We start from the raw sequence: 21,606 nt of genomic DNA, 5'->3' as shown, positions 1-21,606 counted from the left end.
AGATTTAGAAATTGAGGTGAACTGTGAATATAAATTTAGTTAGAATAAGTGTTGAGGACACAGAAAAATTATGGAAAATGCAAGTTCAAGCATTCCAAAAATTATTGGATAAATATCAAGATTTTGATACTAATCCTGCAAATGAAACTAAAGAAAAGATCAAAACTAAATTACTTCAAGAATATACTTTCTTTTATTATATTTATGAGGAAAATAATATCGTTGGTGCCATTCGGGTAATTGATAGAAGAGACGGAAGCAGAAAAAGAGTAGCACCAGTATTTATAATGGAGAGATTTCGTAATAGAGGGTTAGCTCAAAAAGCTTTCTATGAAATAGAAAGAATTCATGGTAAAGGTAATTGGGAGCTTGATACAATATTTCAAGAAAAAGGAAACTGCTACTTATACGAAAAATTAGGATATACAAAGACTGGAGAAATTGATAGAATAAATGATAAAATGGATATTATTCACTATATAAAAAATTAGGAACTCTCAGTCATCTAAGTCGAAAAATATATAGAAACTAAATATTTAACGTCATAGCACTTTGCAAAGAAAATTTCCCAACACGTCATCTCGACCGAAGTGAAACGTAGTGGAGAGATCTCATAAAGTTCCTTTCATAATTATATTTAAGTGCTAGTAAAAAAAAGCAAAAAGTACTTCTGATGGGAGCGATTATATCTTCTAAAATAATTGCTATAGAAATCCGAGAAATACTAAATTTTAATTTATAAAAAGTTTAATAGATTTTTCTCAATAATTTTCAAATTTTTGCTTAAAAAAGACAATTAACAGTATCATTTTTGGGTTTATTAATATATAATATGGGTAAATAGTAAATGACTTTTTGACATAAAATTGGAGGTATTTATGATTTCTAAAATAAAAACACTAGAAGAAGCAAGAGAATTATCAATGAATATAATTAAGGCTACGGATTTAACTTTCGAACAAAAGACTTCTCAACTTGCAAAACTTGCAGAAAATTTGAATGATTTTCCTGAAAGTTCAGTAAATGATAGAATTTTTGAAATTTCTGAAAATGGAGGTTTCTGCGATTTGTGGGAAGGTCATGCGCCTTATGCACCAAGATACATTTGCCCTAATTATCAAAAACTTTTGGATGAGGGTTGTAAATTTTTACGTCTTGAAAAATCAGAAACTTTACTTGATGCAATTAATAATTTATTAATTTTTTATCATCATGTTCCTTCTGTAACAAGATATCCAGTATATATTGGTAAGATTGATAAACTTCTTGATCCATTTATTACAGATAGAGAAGAAGCTAAAAAATTAATTAAATGGTTCTTAGTTTCTTTAGATAGAACAATTAATGACAGTTTCTGTCATGCAAATATTGGTCCAGAAAAAACTGTTGCAGGAGAAATCATTTTGGAATTACTTCCAACTTTAAATAATGTTACTCCAAATATGACAATTCTTTATGATGAAGATATTACACCAGATGATTTTGGAGAAAAGGCAGTTTATGCATCTCTTTTAACTGCAAATCCAGCATTTGCTAATGATAAATACTATAGAAATGATTTTAAAGGAGATTATGCAATAGCAAGTTGTTACAATGGTCTTCCAATTTCAGGAGGAGCTTTTACACTAAGTAGATTAAGACTTGGTTCTCTTGCAAGAAGTGCAAGTTCAAAAGAAGATTTCTACGGAAGAGTTTTACCAGAAGCAATTGATTTAATGTGTAATTTCATGGAAGGTAAGATTAAATTCTTAGTTGAAGAAACTCCTTTCTTTAAAGAAAATTTCTTAGTTAAAGAAGGATTTGTTGAATTAGATAGATTTGTTGGACTTTTTGGAGTTGTAGGACTTCATGAATGTGTTCAACAACTTCTAGAATTTGAAAACAAAGATTTAGAATTTGGTAAAGATGAATATGCTAATGAACTTGGAGTTGAAGTTATGGATTTTGTTGAAAAGAGAGTTAATTCTTTTGAAAGCAAATATTCAACTTTCTGGAATCATAGATTTATGCTACACTCACAAGTAGGAGCACAAGATGATATTGAAGATAGTGCAGGTGTTAGAATTAGAATTGGTAAAGAAGTACCAATGTATGATCATATTAAACATTCAGCATTATTCCACAAATATTTCCCATCAGGAATTGGTGATCACTTCCCATTTGACGAAACTGCTGAAAAGAATCCATCTGCCGTTTTAGATATCTTTAAAGCTGCATTTAGATTGAATATGAGATATATTTCATGCTATGGAGAAAATGGAGATTTGATTCGTGTAACTGGTTATTTGGTTAAAAAATCAGATATGCAAAAATTCATTGACGGAGAAAGAGTAAGCTACGATACTGTTCAATATGCTAGAGATGCTTTTGAAAAGTATCATCTATTAGAACGTAAGGTTAGAGATGTCAAATAAAGGAATTATAAATAAAATAATAGATATGTCGGTGGTAGACGGACCTGGAAACAGGACGTCTATTTTCCTTCAGGGTTGTAATTTTAATTGTTTTTATTGCCATAATCCTGAAACTATAAAACATTGTATTAATTGTATGGAATGTATTCCTTCTTGTTCAACAAAGAGTTTAACAAATGTTAACGGGAAAATTGTTTGGAACGATAAGACTTGTATAAATTGTGATGAATGTATTAGAGTTTGTCCACATCTTTCAACACCAAAGATATATAATTGGACTGTTGAAGAAACTGTTGAGAGAATAAAAAAGAATATTCCATTTATTAGAGGAATTACTGTTAGTGGTGGAGAATGTACACTTCAACATAAGTTTTTAACTCCACTTTTTACTGAGGTTAAAAAACTTGGTCTTACTTGTTTTGTCGATACAAATGGTGGAATACCTTTTAAGAGACTGCCTGAATTTGTTGAAGTTTCAGATGCTTTTATGCTTGATATAAAGGCTTTTTACAATGAAGAGCATCTTTTTATAACGAAAACTAAGGTTGATGTCGTTTTGGAAAATGCAGATTATCTTGCGAGTTTAGATAAACTTTTTGAGATAAGAACAGTAACAATTGCTGGAATGGACAATAGAACAACTGTTGACAAGATTACAAAGATGCTTTCCAAATACATAAAAATGGGACATAAAATTAGATACAAAATAATAAAATATAGAAAATATGGGGTTAGAGAAGAATATAGTATGTTCTCAGCTCCAGTTGATGAAGAGATGGAAGAATTAAAGCAAATTGCACTTCAAAACGGTTTTGAAGATGTTATTATTGTTTAAATTCTCGTAAATTTTAAACAAAAGAACTATTTAATAGTTCTTTTTTTATATAGAAAAAATTAATTGTTAATCTTCCGTACATAAGTATTTTTTATTATACTTAATTACAATTATATGTTAAAATAACAGTATATATTTATTTTTTAGGAGGGATTAAATGAATAAGAAAAGTGCATTAGGATTAGCTTTACTATGCGGTTTGTCTTTTTCACAAGTAAGTCATGCAGCTAATGAAACGGTAGTTTATAACAAAGATGGACTAACTGTTAATTTAATTGCAGATGGAGATGGAGTTTTTAAAATTTCTGTTGAAAATAATACTGGAAAAGATATGATTGGAGTTAAGGTAAAATCAGAAGATATCAAAGGTTTAAAGATAGTTAAGGGAAAAGAATTAAATCTTGGCGATATAAAAGCTGGAGAAAAGAAAGTATTAGAAAGCGAAAAGTTACAATTTGAAATAGTTCAAGCTATTGAAAATAGTATAAAGAATGGAAAACTTGCAAAGACAGGAATTAGTGGGGTTTACAAGGTAAATGTAACAATAGCAGTTGCTGGAATAGTAGGAATAGTTTGTGTATTAGTATCAAAGAAAAGAAATGCTAAGAGATTATTGTCAGTAGCAGTTGGAACTGGAATATTAATGTCTTCAGTTTTAGGATTTAGTTCAAGTGCAGATACAGAATACAAAAATTCTACTGATTTAAATGGGAATATAGTTGTAAGTGGAAATACTTATGAATACACTGGAGTGTTATTGTGGAATGATACCGATTCTACTGGAGAAAATAATCAGGGAGGAAACAATCCAGGAGGAAATAATCCAGGGGAAAACAATCCTGTTGATGATGAGGAAGAAGATAAAATTGTTGAGTTTGAAGATGAAAATTTAAAACAATTCATTCTTGATAAGTTACATGCTTATGAAGGTGAAGATAGTTTTGAAGTTGAAATGAATGAATATAACTTTAAACTTAATGATAAATCATATAGAAAAGATAAAAATTCAAATGAAATCTATAAGAGCGATTTAGAAAAAATTGAATCTATTGGAATTAGAGGAATGAATGCTGCTGAAGATGAACTTATAGAAGTTAGTAGTATTAAAGGTCTTGAATATTGTAAAAACTTAAAAACTCTTACAATTTCTTCAGGAGAAATTCCTGATGACGATAAAGCAATAAGATATTCAGAAGGAGCAATTAAAGATTTAACACCACTTGCTGGACTTAAAAATCTTGAATTATTAAGACTTTCTCATAATGAAATATCAGATGTTACTCCTTTAAAGGATTTAACTCAATTAAAACATTTATATATTTCACATAATAACATTTCAGATGTTAGTTCGTTGAAAGATCTTACAAATTTAGAAGATTTTGATATTGCTGTTAATAAAGTTCCAGATATTAGCATCGTTAAAAACTTTAAAAAATTAAATCTATTAGATATATATTCAAATAAAATATCAGATATTAGTAATGTAAAAGATCTTGATAAATTAACATATTTAAGAGCTGATAATAATAATATTGAAGATATTAGTGCTTTAAAAGACTTAAAATTATTAGAAAATTTAGATTTAGGAAATAATAAAATTAAAGATATTTCCGTTATTGATGGTTTGACAAAATTAAATAAATTAAGCTTAAAGGGAAATAATCTAGACAACTTTAATTTAACACATCTTACTAAGCTTGATGATTTAAATCTTCAAAATAACAAGATTTCAGATGTTTCATTCTTAGAAAAAGTAAATAAATTAACAAGCTTAAACTTAAATAAAAATAATGTTGAAAATATTGAAGCTATAAGTAATTTAAAAGACTTAACTTATTTATATTTAGATAAGAATAATGTAGAAAATATAGATGCTTTAAAATCATTAAGCAAGCTTTCAAATGTAGTTCTTTCAAATAATAAGATTTCTGATATTTCAGCTCTTAAAGACTTAAATGAACTTGCGAGTGTTAAAATTGATGGAAATAGAGTTAAAGATTTTTCATCAATAAATGATAAGAGTACTATTTTTGAAAAAGTTATTCATAATCAAAATGTAAATATTGAAAATGTAGAAGCTAATGATAAGGTTGTAGAAGTTGATAATCCTTATGTTGGACTAGATAAGATTGCTAAAGGTGGGAATCCTACTGTTAGCACTGAAACTGAAGGTATTAGTGTTGCTTTAGAAAATGGTAAATTAAAATTAACTCTATCTGATGAAGCTTTTAACAATATTTCAAATGACGGTTTAGAAGTAAAAGTTAAATATGATTTTGAAAATGAAATGGATTATGCGAATATTCCAACTGAATTATATGCAAATTTAAAATTAACTAAAGCTTCAGATAAATATGTTAATATTGAAGATGGAAAACTTTTAAAAGTAATAAATAAAAATTTAGACAAAAATAGACCTGATGACCAAAAAGTTACTGTTGAAGAAATGGAAAGTTTAACAGAATTATCTATTTTCTTAAAAGAAGATGGAAGTGCTGATTTTAGCGAAAATGCAAAATACTCTATACTTGGAGTACCAACAAGTTTAGCAGGAACAAAAGACTTTAAATTTGCTGTTACAAGAGGCATGAAAAGCATTAAAGGTTTAGAATATGCAAAAAATCTTAAAAAGTTAAAATTAAACGAAAATGAAATTTCAGATATTACACCACTTAAAGATTTAACTAAATTAGAATACTTAGAAATTCAAAGAAATAGAATTGTTGATATTAAACCATTAGAAAAATTAACAAATCTTAAATTTTTAAAATTATACAACAATTTAATTGAAGATATATCACCTCTTGCAAATTTAACAAATTTAACAGGATTAGATTTGCATTATAATGTTACGGTTGGTGGTGATGAGAGTCACAAAATAATATCTAAAGGAATTACTGATATTTCTGCTTTGAAGAATTTGAAAAAATTAACATTCTTAGATTTGTCTGCTAATAGAATTGAAGATGTTTCAATAATCAAAGGATTTGATAAAATTGAACACTTAGATATTTCAGGAAATAGAGTTAAAAATTATGAAGGGCTTGGAGATTATCTTGCAAAAAGACTTGGAGATGCTTTAAACGAAGGCATTGGAAGTATGCAATTTTCAGGACAAACTGTAGATTTTGGAAAAACTGTTGAAGTAAATGATAATGAAGTTTCTTTTGTTACACCTTTCAAGGGAATAAAAGAACTTGGAGAAGCTTTAGGAGAAGTTTTTGGTGCAGAAGAAGCTTTAAATCCATTTAGCGAAATTTCAACTGGAAAAGAAGGAATAGAAGCAAGTTATGATTTAGATTCAAATACGATAACTCTAAATATATCTGATGATGTTATTGCAGAAAATAAAGGAAAAGAATTAGATTTGAATTTAAAAATGTCATTAGATGAATATACTTGGACATTAAAGAATGTAAAACTTAAATTTAATGCTGACGAAGAAATTGTTTCTGATGAGTATAAAGATTTTTATTTTGATTTGTTTAATAAGTATAGTAAGTTTCATAAGAAATATGTAAATTTAACAGATGAAGCAAATAAACTTTTTAACGAAAAAAACAAACCTAAGAAAGATAAAAATTTTACTAAAGAAGATATGGAAATGTTGAAATCTTTTGTTGTTGCAGATAAGAATGTTACTGATAAAATGATAGAACCTTTAAAATATTCTAAGAATTTAGAGGAGTTTAAGGTAGAATTAAATAAATCTAACTTAACTAGAAGTGTAAATAACTTTGATTTTTTGTCTAAAACATCAAAATTAAAACAATTTATTTATCAAAATCAAGATTATAAACATGCAAAAAAAGAAATATTTCCAGAAAATATAGATTTTTCAAAAAATGAATCTTTAGAAAAAGTTATTATTTCACAAACAAATTTAAGTGGTATTAAAGCTTTTGAAAAATTAAAATTAAAGCAATTAAGCTTGCAAGATAATGAGATTATTGATATAACACCTATTAAAGATATGGAAACTTTAGAAAGATTGGATTTAGATAATAATAAAATAGTAAATTTACCTAATTTATCAAAATTACAAAGATTAATTACTCTATATCTTAGAGATAACAAGTTATCAGATATCTCTAATCTTGAAGAACTAAAAAATCTTGAAGCTTTACATCTTAGAAATAATAAGATATCAGATATTTCAAGTTTAGAAAAACTACCAAAATTGCATAGACTATATATCGATAAAAATGAAAATCTTAAAAATTATATTAAGAATATTAAAAATCTTAATGGAATAAATACTTTATTTGTTGACGAAATCACAAAGGAAGATTTTGATTGGCTAAAGACATTTTCAACTAGAAGTGCTGTTAATGCAACTGAAAACGAAGATAGAATTAGAATGTTCAATTTTGAAAAATTGGAAATCCCAGTTAAAGTTAAGAAAAATGATATAAAAGATGGTTTTATAGAGATAGATAATCCGTTAAAAGATTGGAATGATATGTCTATTGAAGCCACAGATGATGAATCAGGAAAGAATCCAAATCTAACTTTTGAGTCAGATAAAATAAAAATAAAAGTTCAAGATAAAAATGAGTTCAGCGAAACTTATGATATTTATGTTGAAAACTATGAAGTTGAAGGGTATGGAGATTATAGTCAACCACCATCAATTTCTGGAAAGATTGTTTTAAATATAAAAATTTCAGAATAAAGAATATTAAGGAGACTGCTAGTCTCCTTTTTGTTTTACTGTTATAAAAATAATTTTTGTGATATAATAACATTAATTTAATTATCAAAAATATATTATAATAAAATATAATATAATTTATATTTAGAAAATAGGAGGGAAAATTTGTTAGAGATTATTTTAAATTCTTTAGATGAATGTGATAATTTTTCTAAAAGATTTTCAAAAACATTAAAAAACGGAGATGTAATTTCCTTAATTGGTGATCTTGGAGCTGGGAAAACTACTTTGACTAAATTTTTAGGTAAGAATTTAGGAATTGAAGAAGATATTACTTCACCAACTTTTAATTTAGTTAATTTATATTCTGGAAAATTTGAATTTAATCATATGGATTTATACAGAATTGATTCTCCAGAAGAACTTTACCAAATAGATTATGAAAATTACTTTTATCCAGACGGAGTTACTGTGATTGAGTGGGCAGAAAATGGAGGATATTTACTTCCTAAAAATTTAATTGAAATTGAAATTTTAAAAATTTCTGAAAGCTCTAGAAAAATAGTGATAAAGGGAAATAATAAAAGAGAAATGGAAATTATAGAGGGATTATAATGAAAATTTTAGCGATAGATACGTCAACAACTCACAGTTCATGTGCGGTTATGGATGACAATAATATTGTTGGAGATTTTAGCATAAATCAAAGTATGAGTCATAATGAGATTTTACTTGTTATGGTTGATGAAATGCTTAAAAAATTAAATATTGATATAGAAGATATAGATTTATTCGTTGCTGTTACTGGACCTGGATCTTTTACAGGAATAAGAATAGGGGTTACGGTTGTTAAGGCATTAGCTATGGCTTTAAATAAACCGATAGTTGCTGTAAATACATTGGAAGCTCTTTCTTTTGGTGTGTTTTCTGATAAAAAGAAAATTCCTTTGATAGATGCAAGAGGTGAAAGAGTCTATTATGGAGTTTATGAGGGAATAAATAATGAAAATATAGTTGCACCTGCTCTTTTGACTATTGATGAACTTTTAGAAGAATTCTCAAATAAAGGTGAATTTGTATTTGTTGGTGATTGTGTTAATCTTTACAAGGATAGAATTTTAGAAAACAAAAATTTTGAAATTACTCCTGCTTGTTTAAATAGTTGCATTTCAAAAAATGCATGTGTTATAGGGAAACAAAAATATGAAAGAGGAGATATTTCAGACTGTTTTAGTTTGAGTCCTGAGTATGTTAGACTTTCACAAGCACAAAGAGATTTGGAGAATAAAGGTAAGTAGATGATTTCATACAGATACGCAGTAAGTAATGATGTATTTGATATTTTAAATTTTGATAAAGAGTATTTTTCTAATAATTTTGATGAAAAATTTTATATCGAATATATTGAAAATAAGAAAGTATTAGTAGCAAAAGAGAAAGATGTTGTAGGTTATGTTTTATTTAATCAAATTTTTGATGAAGCAGAAATCTATAAAATTGTAGTTTCAAAAGATTTTAGAAACAAACAAATAGCTTATAATCTCATTGAATTTTTAATAAAAGAATTAAAGTTAAGAGATGTTTCTAAAATATTTTTAGAAGTACGAGAAAACAATATACCTGCAAGAAATTTATACAAAAAATGTGGATTTGTAGAAATTAGAAAAATTGTTGACTATTATAATAATCCAAAAGAAAATGGAATTATGATGTTAAAAGAGGTAGTTTAATGAAAGATATTAAAATAATGGCAATAGAAAGCAGTTGTGATGAAACAAGTGTTGCTGTTGTAAAAAATGGTAGGGAAGTTATTTCTAATATAATTTCTTCTCAAATAGATATGCATAAAAAATTCGGCGGAGTTGTTCCAGAAGTAGCTAGTAGAATGCATTTAGAAGTTATTAATAATATAGTGAGAGAAGCTTTAGATGAGGCTAAAATTACTATAGAAGAAATAGATGCTATTGCTGTAACTAAAGGTCCTGGACTTGTAGGAGCTTTACTTGTTGGAATTTCTGAAGCAAAGGCTTTATCATATGCTTGTAAAAAACCTTTAATAGGAGTTAACCATATGAAAGGTCATATTTGTGCTGCATTAATAACTCATAAAGAATTAGAACCTCCATTTATATGTCTTTTAGTATCGGGAGGACATACTTATCTTGTGCATGTTAAAGGTTATAATGATATGGAAGTTATAGGAAAGACAATTGATGATGCTTGTGGAGAAGCTTATGATAAGGTAGCAAGATGCCTTGGAATGAATTATCCAGGAGGTCCAGAAGTTGAAAAACTAGCAAAACTTGGAAATGAAGAAGCTATAGATTTTCCTAGAGTAATGCTTGATAAAAATAGTTATAACTTTAGTTTTAGTGGCTTAAAAACAGCAGTTCTTAACTATTTAAATAGTAAAAAACAAAAAAATGAAGAAATTTCAAAAGAAGATGTCTGTGCTAGCTTCCAAAGAGCAGTTTTCGACGTTCTAATCTACAAAACAGAAAGACTTATGAAAGAGAAAAACTTAGATAAACTTGTAGTTTCAGGTGGAGTTTCAGCTAATAATACATTAAGAGCAGAGATAGAAAAAATGTGTGAAAAAAATAATTTCAAATCATATTTTCCGTCAAAAATACTTTGTACAGATAATGCTGCGATGATAGCATCTTCTGGCTATTATGAGTATATTTCAGGGATTAGAAGTGATTTAACTTTAAATGTTGAACCTAATTTAGAATTGTAAATTTCACAAAAAATTTTTTTGTAAAAGTGTTGACAACTAAAAAAATAAAGTGTATAATATTCGAGTAACTGTTTGAGAAATGCATTTTTAAAAGAGTTTGAATTCAAAAAAATCAAAAAAGTATTGACAAATAGTTAGTTATGGTATATAATTATTAGGCAGTCAATTTTAATACAGAGATTGATTGATAAGGCCCCATGGTCAAGCGGTTAAGACATCGCCCTTTCACGGCGGTAACCCGGGTTCGAATCCCGGTGGGGTCACCACTTTTATTTAGTAGGTTTGTGGTTATATTTGGGCGCATAGCTCAGTTGGGAGAGCATCTGCCTTACAAGCAGGGGGTCATAGGTTCGAGCCCTATTGTGCCCACCAAATATGGCCTGGTAGTTCAGTTGGTTAGAATGCTAGCCTGTCACGCTAGAGGTCGTGGGTTCGAGTCCCATCCAGGTCGCCACTAATATGCTGGTGTAGCTCAATTGGTAGAGCAACTGACTTGTAATCAGTAGGTTAGGGGTTCAAGTCCTCCCACCAGCTCCAATCTACTTTATGTAGGTTATATGGAGGAGTTCCCGAGTGGCCAAAGGGGACGGACTGTAAATCCGTTAGCTGCGCTTTCAGTGGTTCGAATCCACTCTCCTCCACCAATTTAATTTTTGTTAAGACCATAAAGTTTGAGATTATATGCGGGTGTAGCTCAGTGGTAGAGCCCCAGCCTTCCAAGCTGGTTGCGAGGGTTCGATTCCCTTCACCCGCTCCATTTTGCACCTATAGCTCAGCTGGATAGAGCAACGGACTTCTAATCCGTGTGCCAGAGGTTCGAATCCTCTTAGGTGCGCCAACCTTTGGGGTATAGCCAAGTCGGTAAGGCACTAGACTTTGACTCTAGCATTCCGCAGGTTCGAGTCCTGCTACCCCAGCCAATTTTATGATTCATTAGCTCAGCCGGTAGAGCACCTGACTTTTAATCAGGGTGTCCGGGGTTCGAATCCCCGATGGATCACCATTCATGGAGAGGTATCGAAGTGGTCATAACGAGGCGGTCTTGAAAACCGTTTGGGTTCACGCCCACGTGGGTTCGAATCCCACCCTCTCCGCCACAATGGAGAAATACTCAAGTGGCTGAAGAGGCTCCCCTGCTAAGGGAGTAGATCCTTTACGGGATGCGAGGGTTCAAATCCCTCTTTCTCCGCCAATAATTTGGGCCTTTAGCTCAGTTGGTTAGAGCGCCCGGCTCATAACCGGTAGGTCCCGGGTTCAAGTCCCTGAAGGCCCACCAAATTATCTGCAGATATTTCTTTTTTAGAAATATCTCTTATTTTATAGAGCTAAAATAAAGGATTAATATTGTAGGGGTATAGTTCAACGGTAGAATGTCGGTCTCCAAAACCGCTGATGAGGGTTCGATTCCTTCTACCCCTGCCATTTACATAATATGCCCAGATAGCTCAGTCGGTAGAGCAGAGGACTGAAAATCCTCGTGTCGGTGGTTCGATTCCGCCTCTGGGCACCAGATCTGTAATTCGAGAAATCTGTTACGGATTGCTATTATTCCTGCGAGTGCAGGATTTTTTTTTGCTCATTTTTAGAAGAATATATTAAGCCCAGATAGCGAAAAGTCGGTATAAGAGAGTGGCAAAAACAACGAAGTTGTTTTTAGGCAATATCTTAGTCTAGTACGAAGTACGAGAAGATGAGTTAAGAAAAACTAAAATAATGAAAATCTTAAAAAAGTAAGTAAAATTGAATTGTTAAAAAATAATTATCATCTGGAAGAGTCAGAGGACTGAAAATCCTCGTGTCGGTGGTTCGATTCCGCCTCTGGGCACCAGATCTGTAATTCGAGAAATCTGTTACGGATTGCTATTATTCCTGCGAGTGCAGGATTTTTTTTGTCTATTTTTAAGTGAAAATTTTTGGTATAATATTAATAGCAAGTAAAAGGAGGGATAATAATGGAATTAAATGAAAAAATTATTGATTTACTAAAATCTTCAGAACCTCTTAAAAGTGGAGAAATTTCCGAAAGATTAGGAGTAGATAAGGCTGAAGTAGATAAAGTTTTAAAGAAATTAAAGGCAGAAGAAAAAGTTATTTCACCAAAGAGATGTTATTATTCTGTTGAAAAGTAATTAAAAAGATGTTAAATTTATTTTATTAAAAGAATGCTCTTATGTAAGGGTGTTCTTTTTTATTTAATTTTTGTTTTTATAAAAATAAAATATTGTTTAAAATTCGATATTGACAATTATTATTAATTGATATAAAATATTTTTTGTTAGTTTATGCTAATTTTATTTTATTTTTTTAGGAGGAATTATATGAAAATTTTTAAGAGAATCATATCTTTTGTGGTATTTTGTTCTTTGATTTTTACAAGTTTTAGTGGTGTTTTTGCTACTGAAAGTAAGTCTTTAGATTTTCAAAAAAAGATAGAAGAGTTAAAAGATTACAAAGATGATGATTTTGTCGATGTAATTATCAAATTGAAAAAACAAGTTGATGTTTCAAAAATTAAAGATGCTGTTAAAAAAGAAAATGTTAATGCATCTAAGGAAGAAATTCAAAATGAGATAAGAAAGGAAATGGTAGATAAGTCTATAAAGTTAAAAGAAGATAGTCAAAAGTCTATTATAGAAATTCTTGAACGTTATAAAAAAGATGGTAATGTAAAGAATTATCAACAATTTTTTATTATAAATTGTATAAATGTAGTTTGTAAAAAAGAAGTTTTGGTTAAGATTTCAAAAAGGTCTGATGTAGAAAAGATTAGTATTAATAAAAAAGTGAAGATACCAAAGCTTCAAAATAATATTCCAGAAGATAGAGAAGCTTTATCTAGTGTAGAAAAAAAGCATGTTCCTTGGAATTTAAAGATGATTAGTGCAGATAAAGCGCAAAAAGAAGTTCAAAATTTTAATAACGATGTTGTTGTTGCGATAATTGACTCGGGTGTTGATGTAAGTCATCCGGCTATTAAAAATAATTATAGAGGAAATGATAAAAATCTTAAAAGATATTCTTGGTATAATGTTGTAAATGAAAAGACTGGAGATAAAGAAGAACCTTATGATGATAGGGGACATGGAACTCATGTTTGTGGAACTATCTTGGGTCAAAGAGAAAACTCTCTTTTAGGTGTGTGTCCGTATGCTAAATGGATTGCTGTAAAAGTTTTTGATTCAAATGGTGAAACAGATAATGCTAAGCTTTTAAAAGCGGGTGAATGGATTATGGCACCTAAAGATGAAAATGGTATATCTCATCCGGAAATGGCTCCAAAGGTTGTAAATAACTCATGGGGTGGTAATTCAACAGATGGATTTTATCAAGATATGGTTAAAAAATGGAGAGATGCGGGGATTTTTCCTGTATTTTCAGCTGGAAATGTAAGTCAATTTAATGATGGTGGGGATAATTCTATAGGAACACCTGCTTCATATCCACAAGCTTATGCGGTTGGGGCTATTAGAAAAGATGAAATAGTTGCAAAATTTTCTCTAAGAGGTAAATCTGACTATACAGAAAATTTTAAGCCGGATATTGTTGCACCTGGAGTTAATATTTTATCTTCAATTCCTGGAGGTAAATATACAATTTATACAGGAACATCTATGGCAAGTCCTCATGTTACAGGTGTTGTTTGTTTAATGCTTAAAGCTAATCCAGATTTAAGTGTTGATCAAATTGAAAAGATTTTAAATGAAACTGCAACACCTTTAAAAGATGATTACTATACAACTTCTCCAAACCATGGTTATGGGTATGGAAAAGTTGATGCTCTTAATGCGGTTAAGCTTTCTATCGGCCAAAAAAAGGGAAAAGATATAGACACTTCAAATATGAAAGTATTATCGGGGCGTATTATTACAAATGGAACAGATAATGAAAAACCGATTATAAATCATAGTTCTATGAATAAGATTTTTACAACATACAAAACAACTTTTGATGCAAATGTAAAAGATAATATTGGAATTGAAAGTGTAAAACTTTATTTAAATATTAATAATGAATATAAACCCTACGATATGAAACTTAAAAATGGAAATAATCTTTCAGGTTATTATAGTGTAAATATTCCGGTTGCAACTTTTAAAAATGTTACAAATGGAAAATATTATATTGAAGCTACAGATATTAACAAAAAAGTTACTAAGAGTGATGAATTTTCATTTGAAGTTCAAAAAGGTGTTGGTATTGGATATGTACAAGATTTTGAAAAAGATCTTTCAGGTTTTGAGGTTGGCGGACAATCAAAATTATTTAAATGGGGAAATATTAAAAAAGATGAACCAAATAAAAAATTGATAGGTATAGAAGCGTATAAAAATATTCGAGGAAATTCTATTTTTGTTATGCCACCGATAGATTTAACAAATGAAACACAAAATCCTGCTTTGACTTTTAAACATTTCTATGACCTTGGCAATCATGAATATGCATTTTTTGATACTGCTGAAGTTTGGATTGCAGAAGCTAAAGAAGATAGTGATCCAGATAGTTTAGATTGGAAATTAAAAAGAAGTTATAAAAATTCTTCAAAAGAAAAATGGCTTGATGAATATATTGACCTTTCAGCTTACAAGGGTAAGAAAATTTGTGTAATGTTTGGATTTAGACCTAATGGAGAATATAAAAGTAGTGGAAATGGTTGGTATATTGATGATATAAAAATAGAACAAGCATCAAAAGAAATACCAGAAACTCCAAGTAAATATTTAAAGTTAAATGATAAGAAAGATGGTAAATTAATTTATACATTTTCTCCAGTAGGAAATGAAAAGATTACATCTTATGAATTATATAGAGCAACAAATGAAAATGGACCTTTTGAACTTATAAAAACTGTTGAAAAAGGAGATTATAAAAATGGTTTTGGAAAGTATTCTATTGATTTAGTTGATATTCCAAAACCACAAAAAGGAACTTATTACTATTATGCAGTTGCAAAGATTGGTGAAAACAAAAGTGAACCTTCACAAATTTTATCTCATACTTTTACTAAAGGTAAAGAATTCAAAAGTTTTGATTTTGAAAAAGGACAAGATGGATGGACTAGTATAGAAAGTGATAAAGAAACAAAATGGGATTTTGGAAAGTTAGAATATGCAGATCAATTTGATACAAACTATAAAAAACCTACTATTAATCAATCATTAGGTAAAAATGATGGTATGAATGTTTTCGCAACAAATTTGAATGATTATAGAAAGCCTAATACAAAATATTCTTTAGAATCTCCAAGTATGGACTTGTCAACTTTAAAAGATGCTACACTTTATTACCAAAACTGGTTTAGTTCAAGTGCTAAAAGAAGAAGTGATGATTATGATTCATATAATCAAGATATAGGAGAAGTTTATTTTTCAAAAGATGATGGTAAAACTTGGGATAAAGTTTATACATTTGATGAAAGTGAAGTAGATAAGCATATAAAGTGGTCATGGTTTACAAATGGAATTGAAATATCAAAAGAGTATTTAACAGATAAATTTAAAGTTAAATTTGTTCTTGATACAGGAAGTGATAGTGGAAAGACAGATCCGGAGCAATGTGGAGGATGGTATATTGATGATGTTACTATAAACACTAAAGATACAAAAAATAATAATATAATAGAAAAAGTCTCACCATTTAAGCTTTTAAATATGCAAAGTTTAAATGAAGAAAATCAAGAAAAAGATATAATTCCATTAGTTGGTAAGATTACAATTAAAGAAAATGAAAAAACTGTTATGACAGAAGTTGGAACAGGAAAATTTAGTATAAAACTTCCGGCTGGTAAATATACTGTAGTAGCTAGTGCAGAGGGTTATAAAGATAAAGAAGAAGTTATAGATCTTATAGAAGATGTAAATAAAGATTTTTATTTAGATACTTTTAAAAAAGCTTCTATATCAGTTAATGTAAAAGATGCTAATTATGATTCAATACAAGGAAATGTAAAACTTTATAAAGAAGGAAAATTAGAACCTATAGCAGAAGAAAATGGAGAAACTGTTAGATTTACAGATTTAACTTCGGGGAATTACACTTTAGTTGCTACTAGTGATGGATATAAAAGATTAGAAAAAAATATTAAAATTCCTGGAACTGGAACTGTAACTTTATCTTTAGAAAAAGTTTATCCAGAAAGTCAGTTAAATGTAGGTTATACAGATGAAAAAGCAACTAACCTCTCAGGAATGGATTTAAAGGATAGAGCATTTGCAAATAAAATTTCAAATGATAAACCTGTAGATATAAAAGAAATTTCATATTTTATTACAAAAACTAAAGATGTAGATTTAAATAATAGTAAATATAGAATTTCTATTTATGATAAGAATACACAAGATGAACTTCCTGGTAATATTTTATTTTCAAAAGATTTGACATTTGAAAAGGAAGGTTGGAATAAAGTTGCTATTTCAAATGTCCAAGTAAATGGTGATTATTATATTGCATTTACAAAACTAGATGGAGAAATTGCACTTGGTATGGATGATAGTAAAGATGGAATTAATTCTTTTCAAATGTTTAATGGAGCTTGGGATGAACCTGAAACTAAAGGAACATATATGATAGGAGCCAAGGTTATGGCATTATCTGAAAATGAAGTTCAACAAGCTACTATTACATTTGATAAAAATGGTGGTAGTGGAGAAATGCAAGCTGTAAAAGTAAAAATTAATGAAAATTATAAATTACCACAATGTACATTTACAGCTCCTGAAAATAAAGAATTTTATTGTTGGCAAGTTGAGGGTGAAAATAAAAATGTTTCAGATGATATAGTAGTTAATAAAGATTTAACAATACAAGCTATATGGAGAGATAAGAAAAATGAAAATCCACAAATGGAAAAAACCGATCCAGTAATGCCAAATCCTTTATTAGCAACTGCTAGTGTAACAGATTTTACTCATTTTATAACTTATTCTAATGATAACAAATCTGATGAGTATTTAAAATCAGTCCAAAAAGTTATTGTAAATCACAAAGGAAAGATAAGTGAAATAACTGATGTTAAAGGCATTGACTCTACGGACTTTTCTGGAAATAAAAATAAAAAGTTACAATTTTCATATACTGAAAAATTAGATAAAAATGATACTATAACTATTGTTTCTAGTAAATACAAAAATGTTATTGTAAAAATAACAATGGATAACCTTGTAGGAAATGATGTTTATTACTCAATAAATGCAAATGTTGAAGGAGAAAAGATACTTTATAGAGTTACTTTTGATAAAAACGGTGGTAGTGGAGAAATGAAAGATGTAGAAGTTGAAAATGGAGGAATTTTCGTAGTTCCAAAATGCGACTTCACAGCACCTTCGGGAATGGAATTTGATTCATGGGAATATCTTAACGAAAAAACAGAGATAGGACATAAATATCAAATTTCTAAAAACATAATATTAAAAGCTCTTTGGAAAGAAAAATTGAGTGAACAAGCTACAATAACATTTGATAAAAATGGTGGTCTAGGAACTATGCAAGAGGTTAAAAAATTATTAAAAGAAGAGTATGAACTTCCTGTTTGTGAATTTTTACCTCCAGAAAAAATGGAATTTGACGCTTGGGAAATTGATGGACAAAGACATCTTCCAGGAGAGAAAGTTTCTTTACAAAAAATTAATACTATAAAAGCTTTATGGATTAAAGATGATAAATCAAAAGAGCCTAAAGAACCTTTATTTAGTGAAATTTTATCTGAAAATCCATCGATTAATAAAATTGACTATAAACATTTAATCGGCTATAAAAAAGAAGATAGTGAATATGTAAATAAAATAAATCTTATAACTATAAGAAGAAATGGAAAAGAAATAAAACATTATTTATTTACTAAAGAAGATGGAAAATATAAAAATCTTGATAAAACTTTAGATAAGGTAAGTATTGTATTTAATGATAAAACTTTCTTTAATAGAGATGATGAAATTATCATCAGTGCAAGAGGATATAAAGATTTAAAACTTCATATTATATCAGTAGATGATATGGTAATGAACGCTTTATATACTACAGAAATTGTATCAACTGTTAAGTTTGAAACTTTTTTAGGAAGTAAAATTGATGATCAAATTATAAAAGTTAATCAATTAAGTACAAATAAATTAGCTAAAGTACAAGATCCTACTAAAGATGGTTATACTTTTAAAGGTTGGTATGAAGATAGTGATTTTACAAAAGAGTTTGATTTTAATAAAAAAATAATAACAGATACTACAATTTTTGCAAAATGGGTTAAAAATACACCATCTGAAGAAAAAAATATAGAACTTGAAGTTAAAAATGTTACAATACATCAACAAGATACATTAGATCTTAAATCATTAATCGTTAAAGCAAAAGATGATAAAAATAATGATTTAAAAGAACAAGTTGAAATTATAGATGAAGGTGGATTTAACAAAGACAAAGTAGGAACATATACAATAACATTTAAATTAACAAATAAAAATGTAAGTGTAACAAAAAAAGCTACAGTTACAGTTGTAGAAAAAGAAAATTCTACTGTAAATCCAGAAAAGCCACAAGAAGATAAATGGGTTCAAAATGATGATGGAACATGGACATACCAATCAGCAGATGGAAAAGTAGCTGTAAAAGACAGTTGGAAATTAATAAATGATGAATGGTATAGATTTGATAAAGATGGAAAAATGGTATCGAATCAATGGTTTGAAGAAAATGGAAGATGGTATTATATTGAGCCAAATGGAACAATGTCTAAAAACGAATGGATAATTATTAATGGAGAATGGTACTATGCAAATGCTGACGGTAGAATTTCACAAAATGAATGGGTGTTAGTTGATGGGAATTGGTACTTTGCAAATGCAAGTGGACGTATAGCAGATAGCGAATGGTTCATTGTTGGAGGCAAATGGTATTATGCTGAAAAAGGAGGACTAATCGCACAGGGTAAAACACTTAAAATCAATAATGTAAATTATACTTTTGATTCAAATGGTGTATTGGTTAAATAGTAAAAAATATAAAGACTGAGTAAACTGAGCTGAACCCAAAAACACGGACAGTTAAATAAATTATTCAAAGGAATGTAATCTATAATCAATAGGATACATTCCTTTTAAATTCTCCTTAATTCTTTTCGTATTGTACCATTTAATATACTTTTCTATATCTGGTAAATCGTATACAAGTTTTCCACCTTCGAAAAATTTTTTAAGCATAGGTCTTAAAGTGTAATTTTCATAACTTGTTCTTTTTCAAGTATAGATAGGGTGAAAATTTTTAAAGATTTACTTTCATCTATGTTTTCATCAAAAAGAGTTATTAAATCGGCTTGAGCTTTCTTTGTTTCTTTATCATAAATTCTATATAATTTTTTAAATATCTTTATCTTGTAATTTTAAGTTTTTTCTAAATTCAGTTGGCAACATTTTTTGATATTTTAGGAAATTTCTATTAAATGTTTTAACGGTATTATATCCAACTTCAAATGCAATATCAGTTATTTGCATATCTGTTTTTAATAATAATTTTGTTGATTTGTTTATTCTTACAAAATTTAAAAAGTTTTTAAAGTTTTTTTCTACATAATAGATAAATAGTCTATTAACTTCTGTAATTGATATTGAAAAGTCCTTACATATACTTTCAATTTCAATGTCTTCACTTGAATTTTTGACCACAAAATTTAGTATTCTGTAAAATTTTCTTATATTTTCAATTTGACAGATTTGAGAAACTTTGTTGAAAGTTTGTCTGTACTTATTAGGATTTTGTCCTGTTCTTGCTGTAAATACTTTTGATAGGTGAGATCTATCTGAAAATCCAGTTATTTCAGCGATTTCTTCAATATCTAAATCTGTATATAGTAACATATCCATTGTTTTTCCAATTCTCATCTCATTTATTAGATTATTAAAAGAAAGACCTGTTGTTTCTTTTACATATCTATTTATTGTAGACTCACTCATGAAAAATAGTTTAGAAATTGATGAAATTGTTAATTTTTCACTTAAATGAGCATGAATGTATCTAAATATATTAATTTTATCAAAACTTTCATCTACTTTTCTCTTCTTGTTATTATCCTCTTCGTCTTGCAATCTTCTGTAAGTTATAATTAAGTCGATTATTTTATTTAGTACATAAGCAGAAGATATTGGATTTTCATTTTTATTATATAATGATGAGTCCTCTCCCAGTTCTTCTCTTAACATATCAAAAACATTAGAAAAATACTTGAATTGTTCAGAAGTACAGTGGATAACGGGATTGTCATAAAATGAGTTTATTAAACTTAAATTTTCTGCATCGACATTGTAAAATGACTTTATTATTTTGTTAGCACTATCAAAGTTGTATTTAAGAATAAAATACTGCATAGTTTTTGATACTTCTACAACTTCTGTATATTCCCAAGGTAAAATACAAACTAAAGTTCTATCTTTTATTTCGTATATATTATTTTGTATTCTAATCTTAGCAGAACCTTTTTTTATAAGTAAAAATCTTGCTGATTGATGAAAAAGTCCTTTTGTGGGGGATGTAATAATTTCTCTATCAATACTATACATACTCTCTTCGTTTATATACGAATTAGCTTTGTTTTGTATCTCTATTCCTTTTTGTTTATTCATAAATTCTCCTAAAAAGTTTACTAAATTAATAACTATATTATAAGTATAAATCATAATCTTTTATATGTAAAGAATTTTTTTATAAAAAGTGTCTTTTTTATAAAAAAATTATAAAAAAATTTCATTATATAAATTATATAAATTTTAAAATTAGTATTTTTAAACAATTATAATAAATTAAAGGACAAATTAAATGATAAAAAGAGTAAAAATAAGTATAATAATAATAAAAATAGCTTAAGTATAAAGTATTTAATTAAATATCTAAAATAATAAATTTTAAGTAATATTTAAAAGTCATATTAAAAAAATCAAGGAATTTAGGAGAAAGTAAAACTTTTTAGATAATTATAGATTTA

12 protein-coding genes, 14 tRNA genes and 1 pseudogene are annotated in these 21,606 nt (G+C 28.3%); 24 read left to right on the top strand and 3 right to left on the bottom strand.

The genetic code is table 11. The features are described 5' to 3' along the window. The first annotated feature begins 23 nt into the window (after positions 1–23). The 24 genes from LW893_RS06595 to LW893_RS06480 all read left to right on the top strand — a co-directional run bounded on the left by LW893_RS06595 (position 24) and on the right by LW893_RS06480 (position 19,624). Positions 24–491 (top strand): GNAT family N-acetyltransferase, encoded by a 468-nt coding sequence (locus tag LW893_RS06595; protein WP_233056483.1) that lies wholly within the window; start codon positions 24–26, stop codon positions 489–491. Positions 492–878: 387 nt separating this feature from the next. Continuing rightward, positions 879–2,414, top strand: a complete 1,536-nt coding sequence (locus LW893_RS06590) for a YjjI family glycine radical enzyme (protein WP_233056482.1) — start codon at positions 879–881, stop codon at positions 2,412–2,414. Then, complete coding sequence (locus tag LW893_RS06585) at positions 2,404–3,249, top strand: YjjW family glycine radical enzyme activase (RefSeq protein ID WP_233056481.1); 846 nt, start codon at positions 2,404–2,406, stop codon at positions 3,247–3,249. The genes LW893_RS06590 and LW893_RS06585 overlap by 11 nt, the downstream gene beginning before the upstream one ends. A 157-nt stretch (positions 3,250–3,406) precedes the next feature. After that, entirely contained in the window at positions 3,407–7,924 is a 4,518-nt protein-coding gene (locus LW893_RS06580) for a leucine-rich repeat domain-containing protein (protein ID WP_233056480.1), read from the top strand. Between the two features lie 144 nt (positions 7,925–8,068). After that, positions 8,069–8,518, top strand: a complete 450-nt coding sequence (gene tsaE / locus LW893_RS06575; protein WP_233056479.1) for a tRNA (adenosine(37)-N6)-threonylcarbamoyltransferase complex ATPase subunit type 1 TsaE — start codon at positions 8,069–8,071, stop codon at positions 8,516–8,518. After that, positions 8,518–9,201 (top strand): tRNA (adenosine(37)-N6)-threonylcarbamoyltransferase complex dimerization subunit type 1 TsaB, encoded by a 684-nt coding sequence (tsaB, locus tag LW893_RS06570; RefSeq protein ID WP_233056478.1) that lies wholly within the window; start codon positions 8,518–8,520, stop codon positions 9,199–9,201. The genes tsaE and tsaB overlap by 1 nt, the downstream gene beginning before the upstream one ends. After that, entirely contained in the window at positions 9,202–9,633 is a 432-nt protein-coding gene (rimI, locus tag LW893_RS06565) for a ribosomal protein S18-alanine N-acetyltransferase (protein ID WP_233056477.1), read from the top strand. Further along, the gene (tsaD, locus tag LW893_RS06560) at positions 9,633–10,643 is read left to right on the top strand and encodes a tRNA (adenosine(37)-N6)-threonylcarbamoyltransferase complex transferase subunit TsaD (protein ID WP_233056476.1); all 1,011 of its coding nucleotides are present in this window, start codon (positions 9,633–9,635) and stop codon (positions 10,641–10,643) included. The genes rimI and tsaD overlap by 1 nt, the downstream gene beginning before the upstream one ends. Before the next feature lie 191 nt (positions 10,644–10,834). Continuing rightward, positions 10,835–10,909 (top strand) — tRNA-Glu (locus LW893_RS06555). A 30-nt stretch (positions 10,910–10,939) separates the two neighbouring features. Continuing rightward, positions 10,940–11,015: transfer RNA gene (locus LW893_RS06550), tRNA-Val, on the top strand. A gap of 5 nt (positions 11,016–11,020) precedes the next feature. Beyond that, a tRNA-Asp gene (locus tag LW893_RS06545) sits at positions 11,021–11,097 on the top strand. A gap of 7 nt (positions 11,098–11,104) precedes the next feature. Further along, positions 11,105–11,180 (top strand) — tRNA-Thr (locus LW893_RS06540). A 22-nt stretch (positions 11,181–11,202) separates the two neighbouring features. Further along, positions 11,203–11,287, top strand: a tRNA-Tyr gene (locus LW893_RS06535). A 39-nt stretch (positions 11,288–11,326) separates the two neighbouring features. Further along, positions 11,327–11,400 (top strand) — tRNA-Gly (locus LW893_RS06530). 4 nt (positions 11,401–11,404) lie between these two features. Next, positions 11,405–11,481: transfer RNA gene (locus LW893_RS06525), tRNA-Arg, on the top strand. Positions 11,482–11,486: 5 nt separating this feature from the next. Beyond that, a tRNA-Gln gene (locus LW893_RS06520) sits at positions 11,487–11,563 on the top strand. Between the two features lie 7 nt (positions 11,564–11,570). Next, a tRNA-Lys gene (locus LW893_RS06515) sits at positions 11,571–11,646 on the top strand. 5 nt (positions 11,647–11,651) lie between these two features. After that, positions 11,652–11,740: transfer RNA gene (locus tag LW893_RS06510), tRNA-Ser, on the top strand. A gap of 4 nt (positions 11,741–11,744) precedes the next feature. Beyond that, a tRNA-Ser gene (locus LW893_RS06505) sits at positions 11,745–11,835 on the top strand. A 7-nt stretch (positions 11,836–11,842) separates the two neighbouring features. Continuing rightward, positions 11,843–11,919 (top strand) — tRNA-Ile (locus tag LW893_RS06500). 72 nt (positions 11,920–11,991) lie between these two features. Beyond that, positions 11,992–12,065, top strand: a tRNA-Trp gene (locus tag LW893_RS06495). A 12-nt stretch (positions 12,066–12,077) separates the two neighbouring features. After that, positions 12,078–12,153, top strand: a tRNA-Phe gene (locus tag LW893_RS06490). Positions 12,154–12,595: 442 nt separating this feature from the next. Next, a complete protein-coding gene (locus LW893_RS06485) occupies positions 12,596–12,772 on the top strand; it encodes an HTH domain-containing protein (protein ID WP_233056475.1) in 177 nt (58 codons plus the stop codon). Positions 12,773–12,961: 189 nt separating this feature from the next. Next, positions 12,962–19,624, top strand: coding sequence for a S8 family serine peptidase (locus LW893_RS06480; RefSeq protein ID WP_233056474.1), 6,663 nt, complete (start codon positions 12,962–12,964; stop codon positions 19,622–19,624). Between the two features lie 60 nt (positions 19,625–19,684). Here the strand turns inward: LW893_RS06480 and LW893_RS07210 are convergent, their stop codons facing one another. From LW893_RS07210 to LW893_RS06470, 3 genes and pseudogenes are all read right to left on the bottom strand, one after another. Further along, positions 19,685–19,744, bottom strand: a complete 60-nt coding sequence (locus LW893_RS07210; RefSeq protein ID WP_420094858.1) for a hypothetical protein — start codon at positions 19,742–19,744, stop codon at positions 19,685–19,687. A gap of 24 nt (positions 19,745–19,768) precedes the next feature. Further along, positions 19,769–19,995 (bottom strand): annotated as a pseudogene (locus LW893_RS07205) (nicotinate phosphoribosyltransferase); the annotation flags it as partial. Continuing rightward, complete coding sequence (locus LW893_RS06470; protein WP_233056473.1) at positions 19,988–21,247, bottom strand: helix-turn-helix domain-containing protein; 1,260 nt, start codon at positions 21,245–21,247, stop codon at positions 19,988–19,990. The pseudogene LW893_RS07205 and the gene LW893_RS06470, both read right to left, overlap by 8 nt. Positions 21,248–21,606 lie beyond the last annotated feature (359 nt).

Origin of the sequence: Parvimonas micra (genome assembly GCF_021300775.1) — a bacterium.
GTDB lineage: Bacteria > Bacillota > Clostridia > Tissierellales > Peptoniphilaceae > Parvimonas.
Note: the sequence above shows the minus strand (reverse complement) of the source record. Positions and strands in the feature narration are given on the sequence as shown.